This window comes from Rhodococcoides trifolii (genome assembly GCF_014635345.1).
Classification (GTDB): Bacteria; Actinomycetota; Actinomycetes; order Mycobacteriales; family Mycobacteriaceae; genus Rhodococcoides; species Rhodococcoides trifolii.
Genome location: NZ_BMCU01000003.1, coordinates 60,890 through 79,743, shown reverse-complemented (window position 1 = coordinate 79,743; position 18,854 = coordinate 60,890). Strand labels below are relative to the sequence as shown.

The 18,854-nt window shown below is 66.6% G+C and carries 18 protein-coding genes; 17 read left to right on the top strand and 1 reads right to left on the bottom strand.

Annotated elements, in window-relative coordinates; all coding sequences use genetic code 11:
• The first annotated feature begins 46 nt into the window (after nucleotides 1–46).
• From IEW02_RS13655 to hisI, 8 genes are read left to right on the top strand one after another with little or no spacing between them, the layout of a single operon-like run.
• Nucleotides 47–1,150 (top strand): MFS transporter, encoded by a 1,104-nt coding sequence (locus IEW02_RS13655; protein WP_188545417.1) that lies wholly within the window; start codon nucleotides 47–49, stop codon nucleotides 1,148–1,150.
• On the top strand, nucleotides 1,138–1,548 hold the full coding sequence (locus tag IEW02_RS13650) for an MmcQ/YjbR family DNA-binding protein (protein WP_188545416.1): 411 nt from the start codon (nucleotides 1,138–1,140) through the stop codon (nucleotides 1,546–1,548). The genes IEW02_RS13655 and IEW02_RS13650 overlap by 13 nt, the downstream gene beginning before the upstream one ends.
• Entirely contained in the window at nucleotides 1,545–2,177 is a 633-nt protein-coding gene (gene hisH / locus IEW02_RS13645; RefSeq protein ID WP_188545415.1) for an imidazole glycerol phosphate synthase subunit HisH, read from the top strand. Before IEW02_RS13650 ends, hisH begins: the two co-directional genes overlap by 4 nt.
• Nucleotides 2,174–2,422, top strand: coding sequence for a hypothetical protein (locus IEW02_RS13640; protein WP_188545414.1), 249 nt, complete (start codon nucleotides 2,174–2,176; stop codon nucleotides 2,420–2,422). The genes hisH and IEW02_RS13640 overlap by 4 nt, the downstream gene beginning before the upstream one ends.
• A 31-nt stretch (nucleotides 2,423–2,453) precedes the next feature.
• The gene (gene priA / locus IEW02_RS13635) at nucleotides 2,454–3,188 is read left to right on the top strand and encodes a bifunctional 1-(5-phosphoribosyl)-5-((5-phosphoribosylamino)methylideneamino)imidazole-4-carboxamide isomerase/phosphoribosylanthranilate isomerase PriA (protein WP_188545413.1); all 735 of its coding nucleotides are present in this window, start codon (nucleotides 2,454–2,456) and stop codon (nucleotides 3,186–3,188) included.
• Entirely contained in the window at nucleotides 3,185–4,000 is an 816-nt protein-coding gene (locus tag IEW02_RS13630) for an inositol monophosphatase family protein (protein ID WP_188545412.1), read from the top strand. Before priA ends, IEW02_RS13630 begins: the two co-directional genes overlap by 4 nt.
• Nucleotides 3,997–4,770 carry an imidazole glycerol phosphate synthase subunit HisF gene (hisF, locus tag IEW02_RS13625; RefSeq protein ID WP_188545411.1) on the top strand — a complete coding sequence of 258 codons (774 nt, stop codon included), beginning with the start codon at nucleotides 3,997–3,999 and terminating at the stop codon, nucleotides 4,768–4,770. The genes IEW02_RS13630 and hisF overlap by 4 nt, the downstream gene beginning before the upstream one ends.
• Entirely contained in the window at nucleotides 4,767–5,117 is a 351-nt protein-coding gene (gene hisI / locus IEW02_RS13620; RefSeq protein ID WP_188545410.1) for a phosphoribosyl-AMP cyclohydrolase, read from the top strand. The genes hisF and hisI overlap by 4 nt, the downstream gene beginning before the upstream one ends.
• Nucleotides 5,118–5,120: 3 nt before the next feature.
• Here the strand turns inward: hisI and IEW02_RS13615 are convergent, their stop codons facing one another.
• Nucleotides 5,121–5,609, bottom strand: coding sequence for a MarR family winged helix-turn-helix transcriptional regulator (locus IEW02_RS13615; protein ID WP_188545409.1), 489 nt, complete (start codon nucleotides 5,607–5,609; stop codon nucleotides 5,121–5,123).
• Nucleotides 5,610–5,698: 89 nt separating this feature from the next.
• On the opposite strand from IEW02_RS13615, the gene IEW02_RS13610 reads away from it, so the two are divergent.
• From IEW02_RS13610 to IEW02_RS13570, 9 genes are all read left to right on the top strand, one after another.
• Nucleotides 5,699–7,240: an anthranilate synthase component I gene (locus IEW02_RS13610; RefSeq protein WP_188545408.1), complete on the top strand. Its 1,542-nt coding sequence runs from the start codon at nucleotides 5,699–5,701 to the stop codon at nucleotides 7,238–7,240.
• Nucleotides 7,237–7,872 carry a TIGR02234 family membrane protein gene (locus tag IEW02_RS13605; RefSeq protein WP_188545407.1) on the top strand — a complete coding sequence of 212 codons (636 nt, stop codon included), beginning with the start codon at nucleotides 7,237–7,239 and terminating at the stop codon, nucleotides 7,870–7,872. The genes IEW02_RS13610 and IEW02_RS13605 overlap by 4 nt, the downstream gene beginning before the upstream one ends.
• A gap of 168 nt (nucleotides 7,873–8,040) precedes the next feature.
• Nucleotides 8,041–8,850 (top strand): indole-3-glycerol phosphate synthase TrpC, encoded by an 810-nt coding sequence (gene trpC, locus IEW02_RS13600; protein ID WP_188545406.1) that lies wholly within the window; start codon nucleotides 8,041–8,043, stop codon nucleotides 8,848–8,850.
• 137 nt (nucleotides 8,851–8,987) lie between these two features.
• Nucleotides 8,988–10,211, top strand: a complete 1,224-nt coding sequence (gene trpB / locus IEW02_RS13595) for a tryptophan synthase subunit beta (RefSeq protein WP_188546106.1) — start codon at nucleotides 8,988–8,990, stop codon at nucleotides 10,209–10,211.
• Between the two features lie 38 nt (nucleotides 10,212–10,249).
• Nucleotides 10,250–11,032, top strand: coding sequence for a tryptophan synthase subunit alpha (trpA, locus tag IEW02_RS13590; RefSeq protein WP_188546105.1), 783 nt, complete (start codon nucleotides 10,250–10,252; stop codon nucleotides 11,030–11,032).
• Nucleotides 11,029–12,009 carry a prolipoprotein diacylglyceryl transferase gene (lgt, locus tag IEW02_RS13585; protein WP_188545405.1) on the top strand — a complete coding sequence of 327 codons (981 nt, stop codon included), beginning with the start codon at nucleotides 11,029–11,031 and terminating at the stop codon, nucleotides 12,007–12,009. Before trpA ends, lgt begins: the two co-directional genes overlap by 4 nt.
• Nucleotides 12,006–12,503, top strand: coding sequence for an NINE protein (locus IEW02_RS13580; RefSeq protein WP_188545404.1), 498 nt, complete (start codon nucleotides 12,006–12,008; stop codon nucleotides 12,501–12,503). The genes lgt and IEW02_RS13580 overlap by 4 nt, the downstream gene beginning before the upstream one ends.
• 182 nt (nucleotides 12,504–12,685) lie before the next feature.
• Complete coding sequence (gltB, locus tag IEW02_RS13575; protein ID WP_188545403.1) at nucleotides 12,686–17,269, top strand: glutamate synthase large subunit; 4,584 nt, start codon at nucleotides 12,686–12,688, stop codon at nucleotides 17,267–17,269.
• Complete coding sequence (locus IEW02_RS13570; RefSeq protein WP_188545402.1) at nucleotides 17,262–18,767, top strand: glutamate synthase subunit beta; 1,506 nt, start codon at nucleotides 17,262–17,264, stop codon at nucleotides 18,765–18,767. The genes gltB and IEW02_RS13570 overlap by 8 nt, the downstream gene beginning before the upstream one ends.
• The last annotated feature ends 87 nt before the right edge of the window (nucleotides 18,768–18,854 follow it).

Genomic DNA, 18,854 nt, shown 5'->3' with positions numbered 1-18,854 from the left:
TTCGGACGGGCAGTCGCTCAGACACATCCCAGGCCTTCCGGCCGCGATGATCATGGGCGCGGCGTCGTTCGGCGGGTTCGGTCTCCTGCTGCCCGTCGTTCCGCTCGTGATCTCGCAGAACGGTGGATCCGACGCACTCGCCGGCGCCACGACTGCGGTGTTCATGGGCGCCACCGTTGCCACCCAGCTGGGTGTGCCGTGGCTGCTGCGGACCGTCGGGCACCGAGGTGTGCTGGCTGCGGGGTGCCTGCTGTTGGGTCTGCCGGCGCTGGCGTTCCTGCTGTCGACGGCGCCACCCGCCGTGCTGACGATTTCCGCGTTCCGAGGCGTCGGCTTCGGACTACTGACGGTGTCCTCCGCCGCGCTCGTGGCCGAGCTGGCGCCATCCTCGCTGCTCGGCCGAGCGACCGGCGCTCAGGGCATCGCGGTCGCGGTGGCCCAAATGATCGCGCTGCCGACGGGTCTTGCCCTGCTGCAGTCGGTGTCGGCGTCGGCTGTGTTCTTGGTCGGCGCACTCGTGCCGGTCGTGGCGTTGGTCGCGATACTTCGCCTGCCTGCTGTGCGCTCTGCTCCCGAGGCGCGCACGTCGGGCGGCGCATTCGAGTGGCAACGGCTGGTGCTTCCCTGTGTGGCCATCGCGTCGGTGTCCGCGGCGTTCGGTGGCCTCTCGTCGCTGCTTCCCATCGCCGAGAGCGATAGTCCGGTGCTTGCGGGACTGGCCCTGTCCGTCGTCAGCGGGGCGATGATCGTCGGACGGTACGGCGCCGGTGCCATCGCGGACCGCGTCGGACCGGGGCGCGCGTTGGTCCCCGCGCTCGTCGTCACCACGGTCGGCGTTCTGGCTTTTGCTGCCGGCGTGGCCGGAGCCGGTTCCGCCGCGGTTCTGTTGGCAGCGGCCGTGGTGTTCGGTGTCGGGTACGGGGCATGCCAGAACGAAAGTCTCGTCATGGCTTTCGCCTACGCCGGCCCTACCCGGTTCGGCGTGGCGAGCGCCGCCTGGAACATCAGCTTCGATGCGGGCACCGGGGTGGGCGCGCTGGCCCTGGGTGTTCTCGCCGTGCACTACGGATACTCCACGACATTCGCTCTCGGGTCAGCTCTGGTGCTGGTGGTGGCCGTTCTGGTTCGATCATCGACATGGCGACGCTGACGGACGCAATCTCGATCGCAGCAGACCTCCCGGAGGTGGGCGAGGGAACGCGGTGGAGCAACCGCACGTGGTTCGTGCGCAAGAAGGCCTTCGCCTGGGAGCGACCGTTGAACAAGGCCGACATCAAGCGGTTCGGCGACCGGCCCGTCCCCAGCGGACCGATTTTCGCCGTGTCCCTCGGAGACCTCGGCGAGAAGGAGGCGGTGCTCGCCGAAGAGCATGAGGGAGTCTTCACCATCGAGCACTTCGCCAAGCACCCCGCCATCCTGATTCGACTCAAGGTGGTCGACCCGGCAACGCTGCGCGACCTGATCGTCGACGCGTGGCTGGCGGCTGCTCCGGACGTGCTCACCGAGCAGTACTTGGCGGACAACCCCACCGATACACTCGGCGCATGACTTCCGTTGCCCTACTCGATTACGGGTCGGGAAATCTGCATTCCGCACAGCGCGCCCTCGAGCGAGTGGGTGCCGCCGTCACCGTCACCTCCGATCACCGGGTTGCCTTGGCTGCCGACGGATTGGTCGTGCCGGGCGTAGGGGCCTACGGAGCGTGCATGGACGGCCTGCTGTCGGTACGCGGCGACGAACTGATCGACAAGCGACTCGCCGGAGGTCGGCCCGTTCTGGGGATCTGCGTGGGAATGCAGATCCTGTTCGACCGCGGCGTCGAGTTCGGTGAGCCCGCCACCGGCTGCGGACAGTGGCCGGGCACCGTGGAGCAACTGAAAGCCGGTGTTCTCCCGCACATGGGATGGAACACGGTGACCCCCGACTCGGGCAGCGTCTTGTTCGACGGGATGGCGGCCGACACCCGCTTCTACTTCGTGCACTCCTACGCTGCGCTCCGATGGGAGATGGAGCCGAGCGATTACATTCCCCCAGCCACGTTGACCTGGGCCGACCACGGTGGTCCCTTCCTCGCCGCGGTGGAGAACGGCCCGCTGTCGGCCACCCAGTTCCACCCGGAGAAATCCGGTGACGCCGGGGCGGCACTGCTGGAGAACTGGCTCCGCACCGTCGCATGAGCGACGACCCGAGCTTCTCGTTCGCCCGCCACGCCCTCACCTCGCTCGGATCGGCGGCACTCGTGCTCGCCGCTGTCACCGTCGTCGTTCTCGCCGTCCGTCCCGGGCCGGGTCTCGGACTGCTGATCGTGGGGGTCGGCATCGTCATGGCCGTCGCAGTGATGGCGGCGGTGTCTCGACGAACCGTGCGTCGGGCATTCGGAGACGACACCGATGGACACGAGCGCGTCGACCCGCCAACGTGAACCGCGGCTTCGGGCAGTACCCTCGGACCACGTGAGCCTGGTACTTCTTCCTGCTGTCGATGTCGCCGATGGCGAGGCCGTGCGCCTCGTTCAAGGAGAGGCGGGAAGCGAAACTGCGTACGGTTCGCCCCGCGAGGCCGCCCTCGCCTGGCAGCGCGACGGCGCCGACTGGGTGCACCTGGTCGATCTCGACGCAGCATTCGGACGCGGATCGAACCGCGATCTGCTCGCCGACGTCGTCGGCGAACTGGATGTCAAGGTGGAGTTGTCCGGTGGTATTCGCGACGACGAGTCGCTCCGGGCCGCCCTCGCAACCGGATGTGCTCGCGTGAATCTCGGAACCGCGGCTCTCGAAGACCCGGAATGGTGCGCACGGGCTCTCGGTGAGTACGGAGATCGCGTCGCAGTCGGTTTGGACGTGCGCATCGTCGACGGGGAACACCGCTTGCGTGGGCGAGGCTGGGTCAGCGACGGGGGAGACCTGTGGGAGGTGCTCGAGCGCCTCGACCGTGACGGGTGCAGCCGGTACGTCGTCACCGACGTGACACGGGACGGAACGCTCACCGGCCCCAATCTGGAACTGCTCCAACAGGTCTGCGCCGTAACCGACGCTCCGGTCATCGCGTCGGGCGGTGTGTCGACCATCGACGATCTGCGTGCCATCGCCACCTTGACCGACGTGGGTGTCGAGGGTTCCATCGTCGGCAAGGCGTTGTACGCCGGCAAGTTCACCCTCCCCGAGGCGCTCCGCGCCGTCTCGTCATGACCGATCTCGATCTCGACGCTCTCGCGTCCATTGCGCGAAGTCTGCTCGACGGCATCGAAGACCGTTTCGTCGCGGGCGTCGGAGCGCCGAGTGCCGTCGCGAAGGGGCCGGACGACTTCGCCACCGCGGTCGACCTGGAACTGGAACGCCGTCTGACCGACGAACTGTCTCAGCGCACCGGGATAGCGGTTCACGGTGAGGAATTCGGCGGGCCGGATCTCGACACCGGCGCCGTCTGGGTGGTCGACCCGATCGACGGTACGTTCAACTACTCCTACGGATTGCCCACTGCCGGAACACTTCTCTCGCTTCTGGTCGACGGCGTCCCGGTCATCGGACTGACGTGGCTTCCGCTGTTCGGCCATCGCTACTGGGCGGTCGACGGCGGGCCGGTGCACCTCGGATCCGATCCCATTCCCGCGCTCGAACCGACCACCCTGTCGGAGTCCATCGTGGGATTCGGCGCCTTCAACGTGGCGAGCCGCGGGCGGTTGCCCGGTGCCTATCGCGTGCGCATTCTGTCCGAACTCTCACGCGACTCGTCGCGGATTCGCATGCACGGATCGACTGGACTGGACTTGGCCTTCACGGCTGCCGGAGTTCTGGGCGCAGCGGTCGTCTTCGGACATCAGGCGTGGGACAACGCGGCCGGCGCGATGTTGGTGCGCGCTGCCGGTGGCATCGTGACCGACTTGCGTGGGCAGCCGTGGACGATCGCGTCCACGTCGGTCCTTGCCGCCGCGCCGGGCGTGCACCAGGAATTGCTCGACATCGTCACCTCCCTCGGAGATCCGGGAGACTTCCTTCCATGACCGTCGCCGTACGTGTGATTCCCTGTCTCGACGTCGACGCGGGCCGAGTGGTCAAGGGGGTCAACTTCGCCGACCTCAGGGACGCCGGTGATCCGGTGGAGTTGGCCGCGAAGTACGACGCCGAGGGCGCGGACGAATTGACGTTCCTCGACGTCACGGCCTCCTCCGGTGGCAGGGCCACGATGCTCGACGTGGTCACCCGCACGGCCGAGCAGGTGTTCATCCCCCTCACCGTCGGCGGCGGTGTCCGCACGGTCACCGACGTCGACTCGTTGCTGCGGGCCGGGGCGGACAAGGTCAGTGTGAACACCGCTGCGATCGCACGTCCAGAACTGCTGCGCGAGTTGAGTTCGCGGTTCGGATCGCAATGCATCGTCCTGTCGGTCGACGCTCGGACCGTTCCGGACGGGGAGCGCTCGACGCCGTCCGGGTGGGAGGTGACCACCCACGGTGGCCGTCGGGGAACCGGAATCGACGCTGTCGAGTGGGCAGAGCGTGGCGCGGATCTGGGAGTCGGTGAGATCTTGCTCAACTCGATGGACGCCGACGGAACGAAGGCAGGCTTCGACATCGCAATGATCGGAGCGGTTCGAGCGGCAGTGCGAGTGCCGGTCATCGCCAGCGGCGGCGCGGGAAAGGTCGAACACTTCGCGCCCGCGGTCGCCGCCGGAGCCGACGCCGTTCTCGCCGCGAGCGTGTTCCATTTCGGCGAGCTCGTGATCGGTCAGGTCAAGGATGCGCTCCGCGCAGAAGGGGTGACGGTCAGATGAGTTTGGACGCGGACATCGCGGCCCGGCTCAAGCGCAACGACGCCGGACTGTTCAGTGCAGTGGCGCAGGAACGTGGCACCGGCGACGTGTTGATGGTCGCCTGGATGGACGACGAGGCACTCTCGCGCACTCTCGCCACGCGTAAGGGCACGTACTACTCGCGTTCGCGCGGCGAGTACTGGGTCAAGGGCGAGACGTCCGGTCACACCCAGTACGTCCACGAGGTGCGGTTGGACTGCGACGGCGACACCGTTCTGCTGATCGTCGACCAGGAAGGCGCAGCGTGCCACACCGGCGCGCACAGCTGTTTCGACGCCGACGTGCTTCTCTCTCCCGAAACGGCTTGAGCCTCAAGCTTTTCCGAGTCCGCCCGCAATACCTCGGTCGAGCTGCGCAAGCATGACCGAGCCCAGCTGGCGCAGCGTCTCGACCTGAGCATCGTCCAGTCCCTCGAACACCAGGGACTGCACGGTCTCGACGTGTCCGGGCGCGGCCTCGCGCACCTTGTCCCATCCGGTGTCGGTCAGAACCGCGAACGAGCCCCGTCCGCCTTCGATGTTCTCGCGCTGCACCCACCCCAGCTTTTCGAGCTTGGTGATGACGTGGGACAGCCGGGACAGCGACGCGTTCGACCGCTCCGCGAGGTCGCGTAGCTTCAGACGGCGGTCGGGGCTCTCGGACAAACCGCCGAGGACGAAGTAATCGAAGTGGGTCAGCCCGGAGTCACGCTGCAGTTGTGTGTCCAGCGCTGCGGGGAGCCGGGTGCACAACGTCACGAGACCTCGCCACGCGGCTTGCTGCTCGGCTGTGAGCCACCGCGTTGCATCGTGCTCGTCCATCGTGTGCCCATCTCCTGATCGTGAGGCTGGCCAACAGTTTGCACTCCTGCCCGCGCAGCTGGTGATCGGGCACCTGAAACACTGGACGCATGCATGGTCAGAACACGGCCTCGGCAACCACATCCCGCGAACAGTTTCGGCTGCTCGCGACCGAGCATCGGGTGGTTCCCGTGGTGCGCAAGGTGCTTGCCGACTCCGAGACTCCACTGTCCGCCTACCGCAAGCTCGCCGACGACCGGCCGGGTACATTCCTGTTGGAGTCCGCCGAGAACGGCAGATCGTGGTCGAGGTGGTCGTTCATCGGTGCGGGGTCGCCGGCTGCGCTGACGGTCGTCGACGGCGAAGCGGCCTGGATGGGAAACGTCCCCGCCGGCGCTCCGTCCGGTGGTAACCCCCTGGAGGCGTTGGGTGCCACCCTCGAACTGCTGCGCTCGGAGCGGTTGCCCGACCTTCCGCCGTTGACCGGCGGAATGGTGGGTTACCTCGGGTACGACGCCGTGCGACACATCGAACGGTTGCCGGACACTACCGTCGACGACCTCGAGGTTCCGGAACTCGTCATGATGCTGGCCACCGACATCGCGGCGGTCGATCACCACGAGGGTGCGATCACGCTCATCGCCAACGCAGTGAACTGGGACGGTACGGACGATCGCGTGGACGAGGCGTACGACGACGCCGTCGCGCGACTCGACCGGATGACCGATGCCCTGTCCACCCCGGCCCATTCGACGGTGGCCCGATTCGAGCGCCCCACACCGCAATTCCGTCGCCAGCGAACGCCGGACGAGTTCGGCGCCGGCGTTGCCAGACTGGTGGAGGAGATCGAGGCGGGCGAGGCGTTCCAGGTGGTCCTGTCGCAGCGATTCGAGATGGACACGGACGCAACACCGATGGACGTCTACCGCATGCTGCGAGCGTCCAATCCCAGTCCGTACATGTACCTCATGCACGTCCCCGACGTAGCCGGGGGCACCGCGTTCTCCATTGTCGGGTCCAGTCCCGAATCGTTGGTGACCGTGGTCGAAGGCGTCGCGACGACACACCCCATCGCCGGAACTCGGTGGCGTGGACACACCGAGGAGGAGGACGTCCTGCTGGCGAAGGACCTGCTCGCCGACGAGAAGGAGAACGCCGAGCACCTGATGCTGGTCGACCTCGGCCGCAACGACCTCGGCCGGGTCTGTGTACCGGGCTCGGTCAAGGTCACGGATTACCGCCATATCGAGCGGTACAGCCATGTCATGCACCTCGTGTCCACCGTGACGGGGTCCCTCGCGGACGACAAGCACGCCATCGACGCAGTCACGGCGTGCTTTCCGGCCGGCACCCTGTCCGGTGCACCGAAGGTTCGCGCGATGGAGCTCATCGACGAACTCGAGACCTCGCGTCGAGGTGTCTACGGTGGAATCGTGGGTTACCTCGACTTCGCCGGCGACGCCGACACCGCCATCTGCATTCGTTCCGCGCTCATCAAGAACGGCACCGCCTACGTCCAGGCCGGCGCGGGTGTCGTGGCCGATTCGAAGGCCGAGTACGAGGACGACGAATCGCGGAACAAGGCGATGGCCGTCCTGGGAGCCATTGCCGCAGCCGAGACGATTTCCAGCACCGAGTCGGGTTCGCGGTGAGTCGAACCAGCGCGCGCAGGGCCACTGCCCTGACCGCGCTGCTGCTCGTGATCGCCGCGCTCTGCCTGTGGGCGGCGTCGCGGATGACGTGGGTGACCGTGTCGTCCGTGGACGGGCTCGGAGAGGAACGCACGTCTGCTCTCGACGGCGGCACCTGGGCGGCCGCGACCACCCCGCTCGCCCTCGCCCTCGTGGCTGCCGTCGCAGCGATGTTCGCCGTCCGAGGGCGTTGGTCCATTCTGATCGGGCTGCTGGTGGCGGCCGTATCGATCGGAGCACTCGTTCCGGCCGTGTCTCTCCTTTTCGGCGGCGCCGACGCCGATCGGGGTGCGAGTCTCGCCGAGCTACCGGCGCGAGCCGAGGTGACGACGCTGGACGTGTCCCGGGTTCCGGCGGCAGTTGTGGTCGTCGGCGCCGTGTGCGCCCTGGTGGCTGCGGTACTGCTCTGCCGCACTCCGCCGTCCCACGGGGGCCTCTCGTCCAAGTACGACGCCCCCGCCGTGCGGCGAGCCGAGGCGGAGAGAGCCGTCGAGGCCGCGGACGACACGAACGACGAGCCGAGCGAACGCGCATTATGGGACGCACTCGATTCCGGTCTCGATCCGACCGACGACCGGCGCCCGCCGCGGTGATCCGGGCCCTACCTGCACGTCCCGGCCGGTCGGTATGTGTGTAACAGTGCACACACTTTTTCGCCCGGATACCCGATGGGACCCATCGTGCGCTAGGGCTCTAGTCTGTGATCACCGGATGGGCTTCTCCACATCGGAGCCTGTCGGAAAGGATGCGGGGGCCGAAAAATGACTGTTCTCGATTCTATTCTCGACGGGGCGCGTGCAGACGCAGCAGCACGGGAGTCCGTCCTCGATTTCGCCAGCGTGAAGGCCGCCGCGAAGGCAGCTCGGCCGCCGCTCGACGCCGCTGCCGCACTGATCGAAACCGGAATCGGCGTCATCGCCGAGGTCAAGCGAGCCAGCCCGTCCAAGGGCGCTCTCGCCGACATCAAGGATCCCGCCGAACTCGCCCTCGCGTACGAAGAGGGCGGCGCCCGCATCATCAGCGTGCTCACCGAGGAGCGCCGCTTCCGCGGATCGCTGGACGACCTGGACTCGGTGCGTCGTGCAGTGTCGATCCCCATCCTGCGCAAGGACTTCATCGTCGGCCCGTACCAGATCCACGAGGCGCGAGCCCACGGTGCGGACATGATTTTGCTGATCGTCGCCGCGCTCGAGCAGGACGCGCTCGAATCGCTTCTCGACCGCACGGAGTCGCTCGGTATGACCGCGCTCGTCGAGGTCCACACCGAGGAGGAAGCCGATCGAGCCCTGACCGCCGGCGCGAAGGTCATCGGTGTCAATGCCCGCAATCTCAAGACGCTCGAAGTCGACACCGACACGTTCGGGCGCATCGCGCCGGGACTGCCGTCGGAGGTGATACGCGTAGCGGAATCGGGCGTGCGGGGAACTGCAGACCTGCTCGCGTACGCGGGAGCGGGCGCAGATGCGGTGCTCGTCGGTGAAGGTCTCGTCACCAGCGGTGATCCTCGCTCGGCGGTGCGCGATCTGGTGACCGCGGGCACGCATCCGTCGTGCCCGAAGCCTTCTCGCTGAACTGCGGGTAGGCCGGAGGCCGGTCGGGAAATGGTAGGCACCCGCTCACGAACTCCCGAGCTCGGTGGGGGAGACTTGACGGCGTGAGTACCAGCTATCGATCGAACGCAGGCGGCCTCCCGAGTACGAGCTCAGGAATCTCCGAGCGGACCACCCACGACCCGGATGCTCTCGGGCACTTCGGTAAATACGGCGGTCGCTACGTCCCCGAGGCCCTGATGGGCGTCATCGAAGAGGTGACGGCGGAGTACGCGAAGGCGCGGATCGACGAGGGGTTCCTCGAGGAGCTCGACCGTCTGCAGCGGGACTACACCGGGCGTCCGTCACCCGTCTTCGAGGCGACGAGGCTGGCCGAGTTCGCCGGCGGTGCCCGAATCCTGTTCAAGCGCGAAGACCTCAATCACACGGGTTCGCACAAGATCAACAACGTCCTCGGTCAAGTTCTCCTTGCCAAGCGCATGGGCAAGACCCGCATCATCGCCGAGACCGGCGCCGGTCAGCACGGTGTGGCCACAGCCACGGCCTGCGCTCTGCTCGGCCTCGAGTGCGTGGTCTACATGGGCGAGGTCGACACCGAGCGGCAAGCCCTGAACGTTGCTCGCATGAAGTTGCTCGGCTCCGATGTCGTTGCGGTGCAGTCCGGTTCGCGCACCTTGAAGGACGCGATCAACGAAGCGCTCCGCGACTGGGTCAGCCACGCGGACAACACGTACTACTGCTTCGGCACCGTCGCAGGCCCGCACCCGTTCCCGATGATGGTTCGCGACTTCCAGCGCGTCATCGGACTCGAAGCGCGCGCCCAGGTGCAGGCAAGCCTCGGCCGGCTGCCCGACGCGATCGCCGCGTGCGTCGGGGGTGGTTCCAACGCCATCGGCATCTTCCATGCGTTCATCGACGATCCGGGTGTACGGCTCATCGGCTACGAAGCTGCCGGCGACGGAATCGAGACCGGTCGCCACGCCGCCACCATCGGTGCGGGATCGCCGGGTGCGCTGCACGGCGCGTTCTCGTACCTGCTGCAGGACGAGGACGGCCAGACCGTCGACTCCCACTCGATCTCCGCCGGTCTCGACTACCCGGGTGTCGGACCGGAGCACTCGTACCTCAACGACATCGGGCGGGCCGAGTACCGACCCATCACGGACTCCGAAGCCATGGACGCCATGCGGTTGTGCTCGCGCCGCGAAGGAATCATCCCGGCCATCGAATCCGCCCACGCCGTCGCCGGTGCGTTGAAGCTCGGGCAGGAACTGGGCGAGGGCGCCGTCATCCTCGTGAACATGTCGGGACGCGGTGACAAGGACATGGACACTGCTGCGAAGTGGTTCGGCATCATCGACGAGAAGGGCAACGTGACGTGACTTCCGCCCCGACCGACCCCAAGCCTTCCCGAGGCAACTTGGCTTCCGTTTTCGAGGCAACCCGGTCCGAGGGGCGCGCCGCACTCGTCGGATACCTCCCGGCCGGATTCCCGACGGTGCCCGGGTCGATCGACGTGGTGCGTGCCATGGTCGATTCCGGTTGCGACATCATCGAAGTCGGAATTCCGTACTCCGATCCGGTCATGGACGGACCGACCATCGCGGCGGCCGCGGACACCGCTCGTCGAAACGGCGCGCACGTACGCGACGTCTTCACCGTGGTCGACGCCATCGCGTCCGCGGGCGGCAACGCCGTGGTGATGACGTACTGGAACCCGGTCATGCGTTACGGAGTCGACGCGTTCGCTCGCGATCTCGCAGCGGCCGGCGGCCTCGGCATGATCACCCCCGATCTCATCCCGGACGAGGCAACCGACTGGCTCGCCGCGTCCGAGGAGCAGCACCTCGATCGCATCTTCCTCGTCGCTCCGTCCTCGACGGAGGAGAGGCTCGCACGCACCATCGAGTCGAGCAGCGGCTTCGTCTACGCGGCCTCGACCATGGGCGTGACCGGAGCACGCGACACCGTCTCGTCCATGGCGCCCGCCTTGGTGGCACGTATTCGCGAGCACTCTCGCATTCCGGTGGGCGTCGGTCTCGGTGTGCGCTCCGGTGCGCAGGCTGCGGAGATCGCCGCCTACGCCGACGCGGTGATCGTCGGCTCGGCGCTGGTGTCCGCGGTCGACGACGGAATCGACGCCGTGGCAGCGCTGACGGCCGAGCTCGCCGAGGGTGTGCGTTCGGCTACCGTGGCGTCGTGACGTCACCCGGTACCGCTGTCCTCGCGTACATTCCGAGTCCGCCTCAGGGCGTGTGGCACGTGGGCCCGCTGGCCCTGCGCGCATACGCGTTCTTCATCATCGTCGGTATCGTCATCGCGATCGTGTGGGGTGACCGCCGGTGGGTTGCCCGCGGCGGTACCAAAGGCACCGTGCTCGACGTCGCCGTGTGGGCGGTCCCGTTCGGACTGATCGGCGGGCGGCTCTACCACGTCGCCACCGACGCATCGACGTACTTCGGCGAGGGCGGAAACCCGGTCGACGCACTCAAGATCTGGCAAGGCGGCCTCGGTATCTGGGGGGCCGTTCTACTCGGTGGAGTCGGCGCGTGGATTGCGTGCCGCCGCAGAGGGATTCCACTTCCCGCGTTCGGAGACGCAGTCGCTCCCGGCATCCTTCTGGCGCAGGCGATCGGCCGTATCGGCAACTACTTCAACCAGGAGCTCTACGGCCGTGAGACGACCGTTCCCTGGGGCCTCGAGATCTACGAGCGCGTCGACGCGAACGGACGCAACGATTCGCTGAACGGAATTTCCACCGGGCTCGTCGAGCGCGTCGTGCATCCGACGTTCCTGTACGAGTTGCTGTGGAACGTCGTCATCGTCGTCCTGCTCGTCGTCGTGGACCGTCGGTTCCGGATCGGCCACGGTCGGTTGTTCGCCCTCTACGTGGCGGGCTACTGCGTCGGTCGATTCGTCGTCGAGCTCATGCGCTCGGATTACGCAACCGAGATCGCCGGCATCCGCATCAACTCGTTCACCTCGGGCATCGTGTTCGCCCTCGCCGCGCTGTACATCGTGTTCGCGCGCAAGGGCCGCGAGGATCCCGAGACGTTGCGGTCCGACGACGCAGACCCGATCCCGACGTCAGAGCTGGACGAAGGGGGCGAAACGACGGACACTGTGTCCGTGGACACCGCCGACTCCACTACCGACGCGGGAAGGGACAAGACGTCGTGACGGAACCGGACCGACCAGATCTGACGAAGAAGTTTCCGACCGCGCCGGACGATCACGGTCAGCCGCAATACGAGCAGCCGCAGTACCAGCAACCCCAGTACCAGCAACCCCAGTACCAGCAACCCCAGTACCAACAACCGTTCGCCCAGCCCGGATACGGTGCGCCCGTTGATCCCGGTGCGCCGTACGGCCGGGACCCGCTGACCGGCGAGCCGTTCTCGGACAAGTCCAAGCTGCTGGCCGGCCTGCTGCAGATCGTGCCCGTATTCGTGGGGCTGCCCATCGGTATCGGCCGGTTCTACATGGGCTCGAACGGCATCGGTATTGCCATGGCCGTCCTGACCGTCGTGAGCTACTTGTTGATCTTCACTCTCATCGGTGCGCTGCTCGGACTCCCGGTGCTGTTCGCCACCGGTATCTGGGCCATAGTCGACGGCGTCATCCTGCTCACCGGTACACCGCGTGACGGCGCGGGTCGTCTGCTGAAGAACTGATACGCTCCAACAGAACTGCCCGGTAACCCGAACGTCAGGGTCCCGGCGGTTCGTTCTCCACTTGCCTCTTCGGGCCGACGCTGTCCCGGTAGATCCCGATAGCGTTTTTCGTTCGTGCCATCCTGTGTCGCCCCACCCCGAAACCGGGTCGGCGACGAGTGGCCGTCCCGGAGGTGACCGAAGTGCTGTTTTCCCAGTTGCCCGCGGAGCAGGGTCTGTACGACCCGGCGCAGGAAACCGACTCGTGCGGTGTCGCGATGGTCGCCGACATCCAGGGACGGCGATCTCACTCGATCGTCTCGGACGCGCTGCTCGCCTTGGAGAACCTCGAACATCGCGGTGCCGCGGGTGCCGAACCCAACAGCGGTGACGGCGCCGGAATCCTCATCCAGCTTCCGGCCGAGTTCTTGGCCGACGTGGTGGACTTCGATCTGCCGGCACCGTCCGACGACGGCGCGAACAGCTACGCGGCCGGTATCTGCTTCCTTCCACAGGGTGTACGCGAGCGCAACGCCGCGGTGGCTCGCATCGAATCGATTGCGGCGGAGGAAAACCTCGAGGTTCTCGGGTGGAAGGACGTCGCCGTCGACCCCGACGCCGCCGACGTCGGCCTCACTGCGCTCGGGTGCATGCCGTTCATGCGCTACCTGTTCGTCGCTGCTCCGGCGAAGAACGGTGTGCGCCCGTCCGGCCTGGATCTCGATCGTCTCGTCTACGCGCTGAGAAAACGGTCCGAGCAGGTGACGAACGAGATCGAGGAAGAGGGCAGTGGTGTCTTCTTCCCGTCGCTCTCGTCCCGCACCATGACGTTCAAGGGCATGCTCACCACGATGCAGCTGCCCCTGTACTTCCCCGAGCTGCGTAACCCGCTGTGTTCGAGCGCGATCGCCATCGTGCACAGCCGCTTCTCCACGAACACCTTTCCGTCCTGGCCGTTGGCTCACCCGCACCGCTTCGTCGCGCACAACGGTGAGATCAACACTGTCAAGGGCAACCGCAACCGGATGCGCGCTCGCGAGGCCATGCTCGCCAGTGATGTCATTCCCGGTGACCTCACTCGCCTGTACCCGATCTGTACACCTGATGCGTCGGACTCGGTCTCGCTCGACGAGGTGCTCGAACTGCTGCACCTGGGCGGACGAAGTGTTCCGCACGCAGTGATGATGATGGTTCCCGAACCCTGGGAGAACGACGCCACGATGGATCCCAAGGTGCGGGCGTTCTACCAGTTCCACTCCTCGATGATGGAAGCCTGGGACGGACCCGCGTGCGTCACGTTCACCGACGGTGCATACGTCGGAGCTACGTTGGACCGCAACGGTTTACGGCCCGGGCGCTGGTGGCGCACGGCCGACGACAAGATCATTCTCGCGAGCGAGGCGGGGGTGCTCGACGTCGCGCAGTCCGAGGTCGTGGCGAAGGGGCGCCTCGAGCCCGGCAAGATGTTTCTCGTCGACACCGTTGCGGGACGACTCGTTCCCGACGAAGAAATCAAGGCGCAACTGGCGTCCGCACATCCCTACGACGAGTGGTTGCACGCCGGTCTGCTGAACATCAACACCCTCCCGCCGCGAGCGCACATCCAGTACAACCACGATTCGGTCGTCCGACGTCAGGTCGCCTTCGGGTACACGGAGGAGGATCTGCGGCTGCTGCTCGTTCCGATGGCAGCGTCCGGCGGTGAGCCGCTCGGCTCGATGGGAACCGACACCCCGCCCGCCGTGCTGTCGCAGCGCTCGCGTCAGCTCTACGACTACTTCATCGAACTCTTCGCTCAGGTGACCAACCCGCCGCTCGACGCGATCCGCGAGGAGATCGTGACCTCGCTCTCGCGCGTCATGGGCCCGGAGCAGAACCTGCTCGCTCCCACCGCGGCGTCGTGCCGACAGATCGAACTGCCGTGGCCCGTCCTGGACAACGACGACCTGAACAAGATCATTCATATCGACGACGACGGTGATCACCCCGGCTTGTCGGCCACCGTTCTGCGTGCGCTGTACGACGTGGAACGCGGCGGCGACGGGTTGGCCGAGGCCATCGAGGACCTACGCATCCGCGCCAGCGAGGCCATCGCGGCCGGGTACAGCACCTTGATCATCTCCGACCGCGACTCCGATCACACCCGCGCTCCCATCCCGTCGCTGTTGGCGACGTCGGCGGTCCATCACCACCTGGTGCGGACCAAGGAGCGCACGAAGGTCGCGTTGGTGGTCGAGTCCGGCGACGCCCGCGAGGTGCATCATTTGGCGCTGCTCATCGGTTTCGGAGCCGCGGCGGTCAACCCGTACCTGGCCATGGAATCGATCGAGGACCTCGTCGGCGAGGGGGAACTGACGGGCGTCGAGCCCACTCAGGCGGTACGTAACTACCTCAAAGGCCTGGGCAAGGGTGTGCTCAAGGTCATGTCCAAGATGGGCATCTCGACCGTCGGGTCCTACACGGGCGCACAGGTTTTCGAGGCTGTGGGTCTCGACAAGGAGGTCGTGCGGGAGTACTTCAAGGGCACCGTCAGCAAGCTCGGAGGCGTCGGGATCGACGTCCTCGCGGAAGAGGTCAAGCTGCGGCACCGACGTGCGTACCCCGAGAACCCCACCGATCGTGTGCATCGTCGACTCGACGTCGGCGGGGAGTACCAGTTCCGACGCGAAGGCGAACTGCACCTGTTCACACCGGAGACGGTGTTCCTGCTGCAGCACGCCACCCGGACCGGTAGGTACGAGGTGTTCCAGAAGTACACCGACGAGGTCGACCGCCTCACCCGCGAGGGCGGCGCGTTGCGCGGCCTGTTCGGGTTCGACGAGACGCTACGCGAGCCGGTTCCGCTCGACGAGGTGGAATCTGTCGAGTCGATCGTCACTCGCTTCAATACCGGCGCGATGAGCTACGGGTCGATCTCGGCGGAAGCGCACGAGACGATGGCCGTCGCCATGAACCACCTCGGCGGACGATCGAACTCCGGTGAGGGCGGGGAAGACACCGACCGGCTCTACGACCTCGAGCGACGCAGCGCGGTCAAGCAGGTGGCCAGCGGCCGGTTCGGGGTCACCAGCGACTACCTCGTCAACGCCACCGACATCCAGATCAAGATGGCGCAGGGCGCCAAACCGGGTGAGGGCGGCCAGCTTCCGGGATACAAGGTGTACCCGTGGGTGGCGAAGACGCGGCACTCGACGCCCGGCGTCGGCTTGATCTCACCGCCGCCGCATCACGACATCTACTCCATCGAGGATCTGGCTCAGTTGATCCACGATCTGAAGAACGCGAACGAAAACGCCCGTGTGCACGTCAAACTGGTGAGTTCGGTCGGTGTCGGAACGGTTGCGACCGGTGTGAGCAAGGCCCACGCCGACGTCGTCCTCATCTCGGGCTACGACGGCGGAACGGGAGCTGCGCCCCTGACGTCGCTCAAGCACGCCGGTGCGCCGTGGGAGGTGGGTCTCGCCGACGCCCAGCAGACGCTGGTCCTGAACGGGCTTCGTGACCGAATCACCGTCCAGGCCGACGGCGGTATGCGCACGGGGCGAGACGTCGTCGTCGCTGCGCTGCTGGGTGCCGAGGAATTCGGATTCTCCACCGCCCCGCTCATCGTGGCCGGCTGCATCATGATGCGGGTGTGCCACCTCGATACCTGTCCGGTGGGTGTCGCGACGCAGAACCCCGAACTGCGCAAGCGGTTCAACGGCAAGCCCGAGTTCGTCGAGGAATTCTTCCGATTCATCGCACAGGACGTGCGGAACTACCTGGCGCAGCTGGGTTTCCGCAGCATCGACGAAGCAGTGGGCCGCGCCGACGTGTTGAACACCGCCGACGGTGTGGCGCACTGGAAGAGCCGAGGGCTCGACCTGTCGTCCGTCTTCGCCATTCCGACCGATCCGCACGGGGCCAAGATGACGCAGCGGCGCAAGCTGCGCGATCAGGACCACGGGCTCGACCTGGCGCTGGATCGCACCTTGATCCAGCTGTCCGAGGGAGCGTTGGAAGATGCGCATCCGGTGCGGCTCGAACTACCGGTGCGCAACGTGAACCGCACTGTCGGAACCCTTCTGGGTTCCGAGGTGACTCGCCGCTACGGAGCAGCAGGGTTGCCCGACGACACCATCCACATCGAGTTCACCGGATCGGCCGGTCAATCGCTCGGCGCGTTCCTGCCGCCGGGCATCACGATCGATCTGATCGGCGACGCCAACGACTACGTCGGCAAGGGTCTGTCCGGTGGCCGCATCGTCGTGCGGCCGGCCTCGGACGTCTCCTTCGTACCGGAGGACAACGTCATCGCGGGCAACACGATCCTGTACGGCGCGACGTCGGGTGAGGTCTTTCTCCGCGGACGGGTGGGGGAGCGGTTCGCCGTCCGGAACTCGGGAGCGATCACCGTCAACGAAGGCGTGGGCGACCACGCTTTCGAGTACATGACCGGTGGTCGATGTGTCGTTCTCGGTCCGACCGGCCGCAACATGGCGGCAGGAATGTCCGGCGGCATCGCGTTCGTCCTCGCACTCGATCCCAAGAACGTGAACCCCGCCATGGTCGAGATACAGACCCCTGATCCGGACGACCTGCTGTGGCTGCGCGACGTCGTCGAGAAACACCGCGACGTCACCGGTTCGACTGTGGCAGCGTCGATTCTCGCCGACTGGCCGCGACGCTCCGCCCAATTCTCGAAAGTCATGCCCATCGACTACCAACGAGTTCTCGACGCCACTCGGATGGCACGCGCCGAGGGCCGCGACGTCGACACCGCGATCATGGAGGCAGCACGTGGCTGACCCACAAGGATTCCTGAAGGTCGTCAAGAGGGATGCTCTCAAGCGCCCGGTCGACGAACGCGTCGGCGACTGGCGCGAGGTGTATGCCCCCCAGCCGATGGGTGAGCGCACCGAGGAGGTGGCCGAGCAGGCGCGCCGCTGCATGGACTGCGGCATCCCGTTCTGTCACTCCGGCACGGCAGGTTGCCCGCTGGGGAATCTCATTCCCGAGTGGAACGACCTGGTGCGGCGAGGCCGGTGGGACGCAGCCATCGATCGTCTGCACGCGACGAACAACTTCCCGGAGTTCACCGGACGCATCTGCCCGGCTCCGTGCGAGTCGGCGTGCGTGTTGTCGATCTCCGAGCCCGACACGGGCGGCAGCGTCACCATCAAGCGCATCGAGCAGACCATCGTGGACGTCGCGTGGGCGAACGGGTCCATCGAGCCGTCGCCGCCGACCATCAGTACCGGCAAGAAGGTCGCGATCGTGGGATCGGGGCCTGCCGGACTTGCTGCGGCACAACAGCTCACGCGCGCCGGGCACGACGTCACGGTGTACGAGCGCGACGACCGACTCGGCGGGCTGCTGCGCTACGGCATCCCCGAGTTCAAGCTCGAGAAGTCGGTACTCGATCAGCGTCTGATGCAGATGCGTGCAGAGGGAACGCACTTCGTCACCGACTGCGAGGTGGGCGTCGACTTCACGGTGGAGCAACTGCGCAACCGCTTCGACGCGGTGATTCTGGCCGTCGGTGCCCTGGCGGGCCGTGACAACACCGATGTCGCAGGTCGAGAGCTGGACGGAATCCACCTCGCGATGGAGCATCTGGTGCCGTCGAACAGGGAGTGCGAGGGCGACGGACCGACCACCATCTCCGCCAAGGACAAGCACGTGGTCATCATCGGCGGCGGGGACACCGGCGCCGACTGCCTCGGCACCGCCCACCGTCAGGGCGCCGCGTCGGTCACGCAGCTCGACTACAACGCCGAACTGCCGACCGACCGAAACACCGAACGGTCACCGTGGCCGGCGTGGCCACTGGTGTTGCGCACCTCGCCCGCTCACGCCGAGGGCGGACTTCGTAGGTACGAGGTCGCGGTGCAACGATTCCTCGGCGACGACAAGGGGCACGTCCGGGCGATGGTGCTCGCGGAGGTGAAGGTCGAGCGGGACGCCGACGGTCGACGCATCATCACTCCCGTGGGTGCGGAGATCGAATTGCCTTGTGATCTGGCGCTTTTCGCTATCGGCTTCGAAGGGCCGGAGAAGGGTCCGCTGTTCGACGACTACGACATCGCCCTGAACCGGCGCGGGAACGTCTCGTGCGGACCGGACTGGCAGACGTCGGCACCGGGTGTGTTCGTGTGCGGCGACGCGCATCGCGGTGCGTCTCTCGTGGTGTGGGCGATCGCCGAGGGCAGATCTGCGGCCAACGGGGTTGATACGTACCTCACCGGGTTCTCCGAGCTGCCGTCTCCGGTCCACCCGACGGCGCTTCCCCTCGCGGTCGTCTGAGTTACTCACGGGTAGCGCTGTTTTGTCGTTGCGCGGGCTCCCCTCCAGCCCACTTGTCAGGACAAAGCGGTCACGTTCGATAGAGAA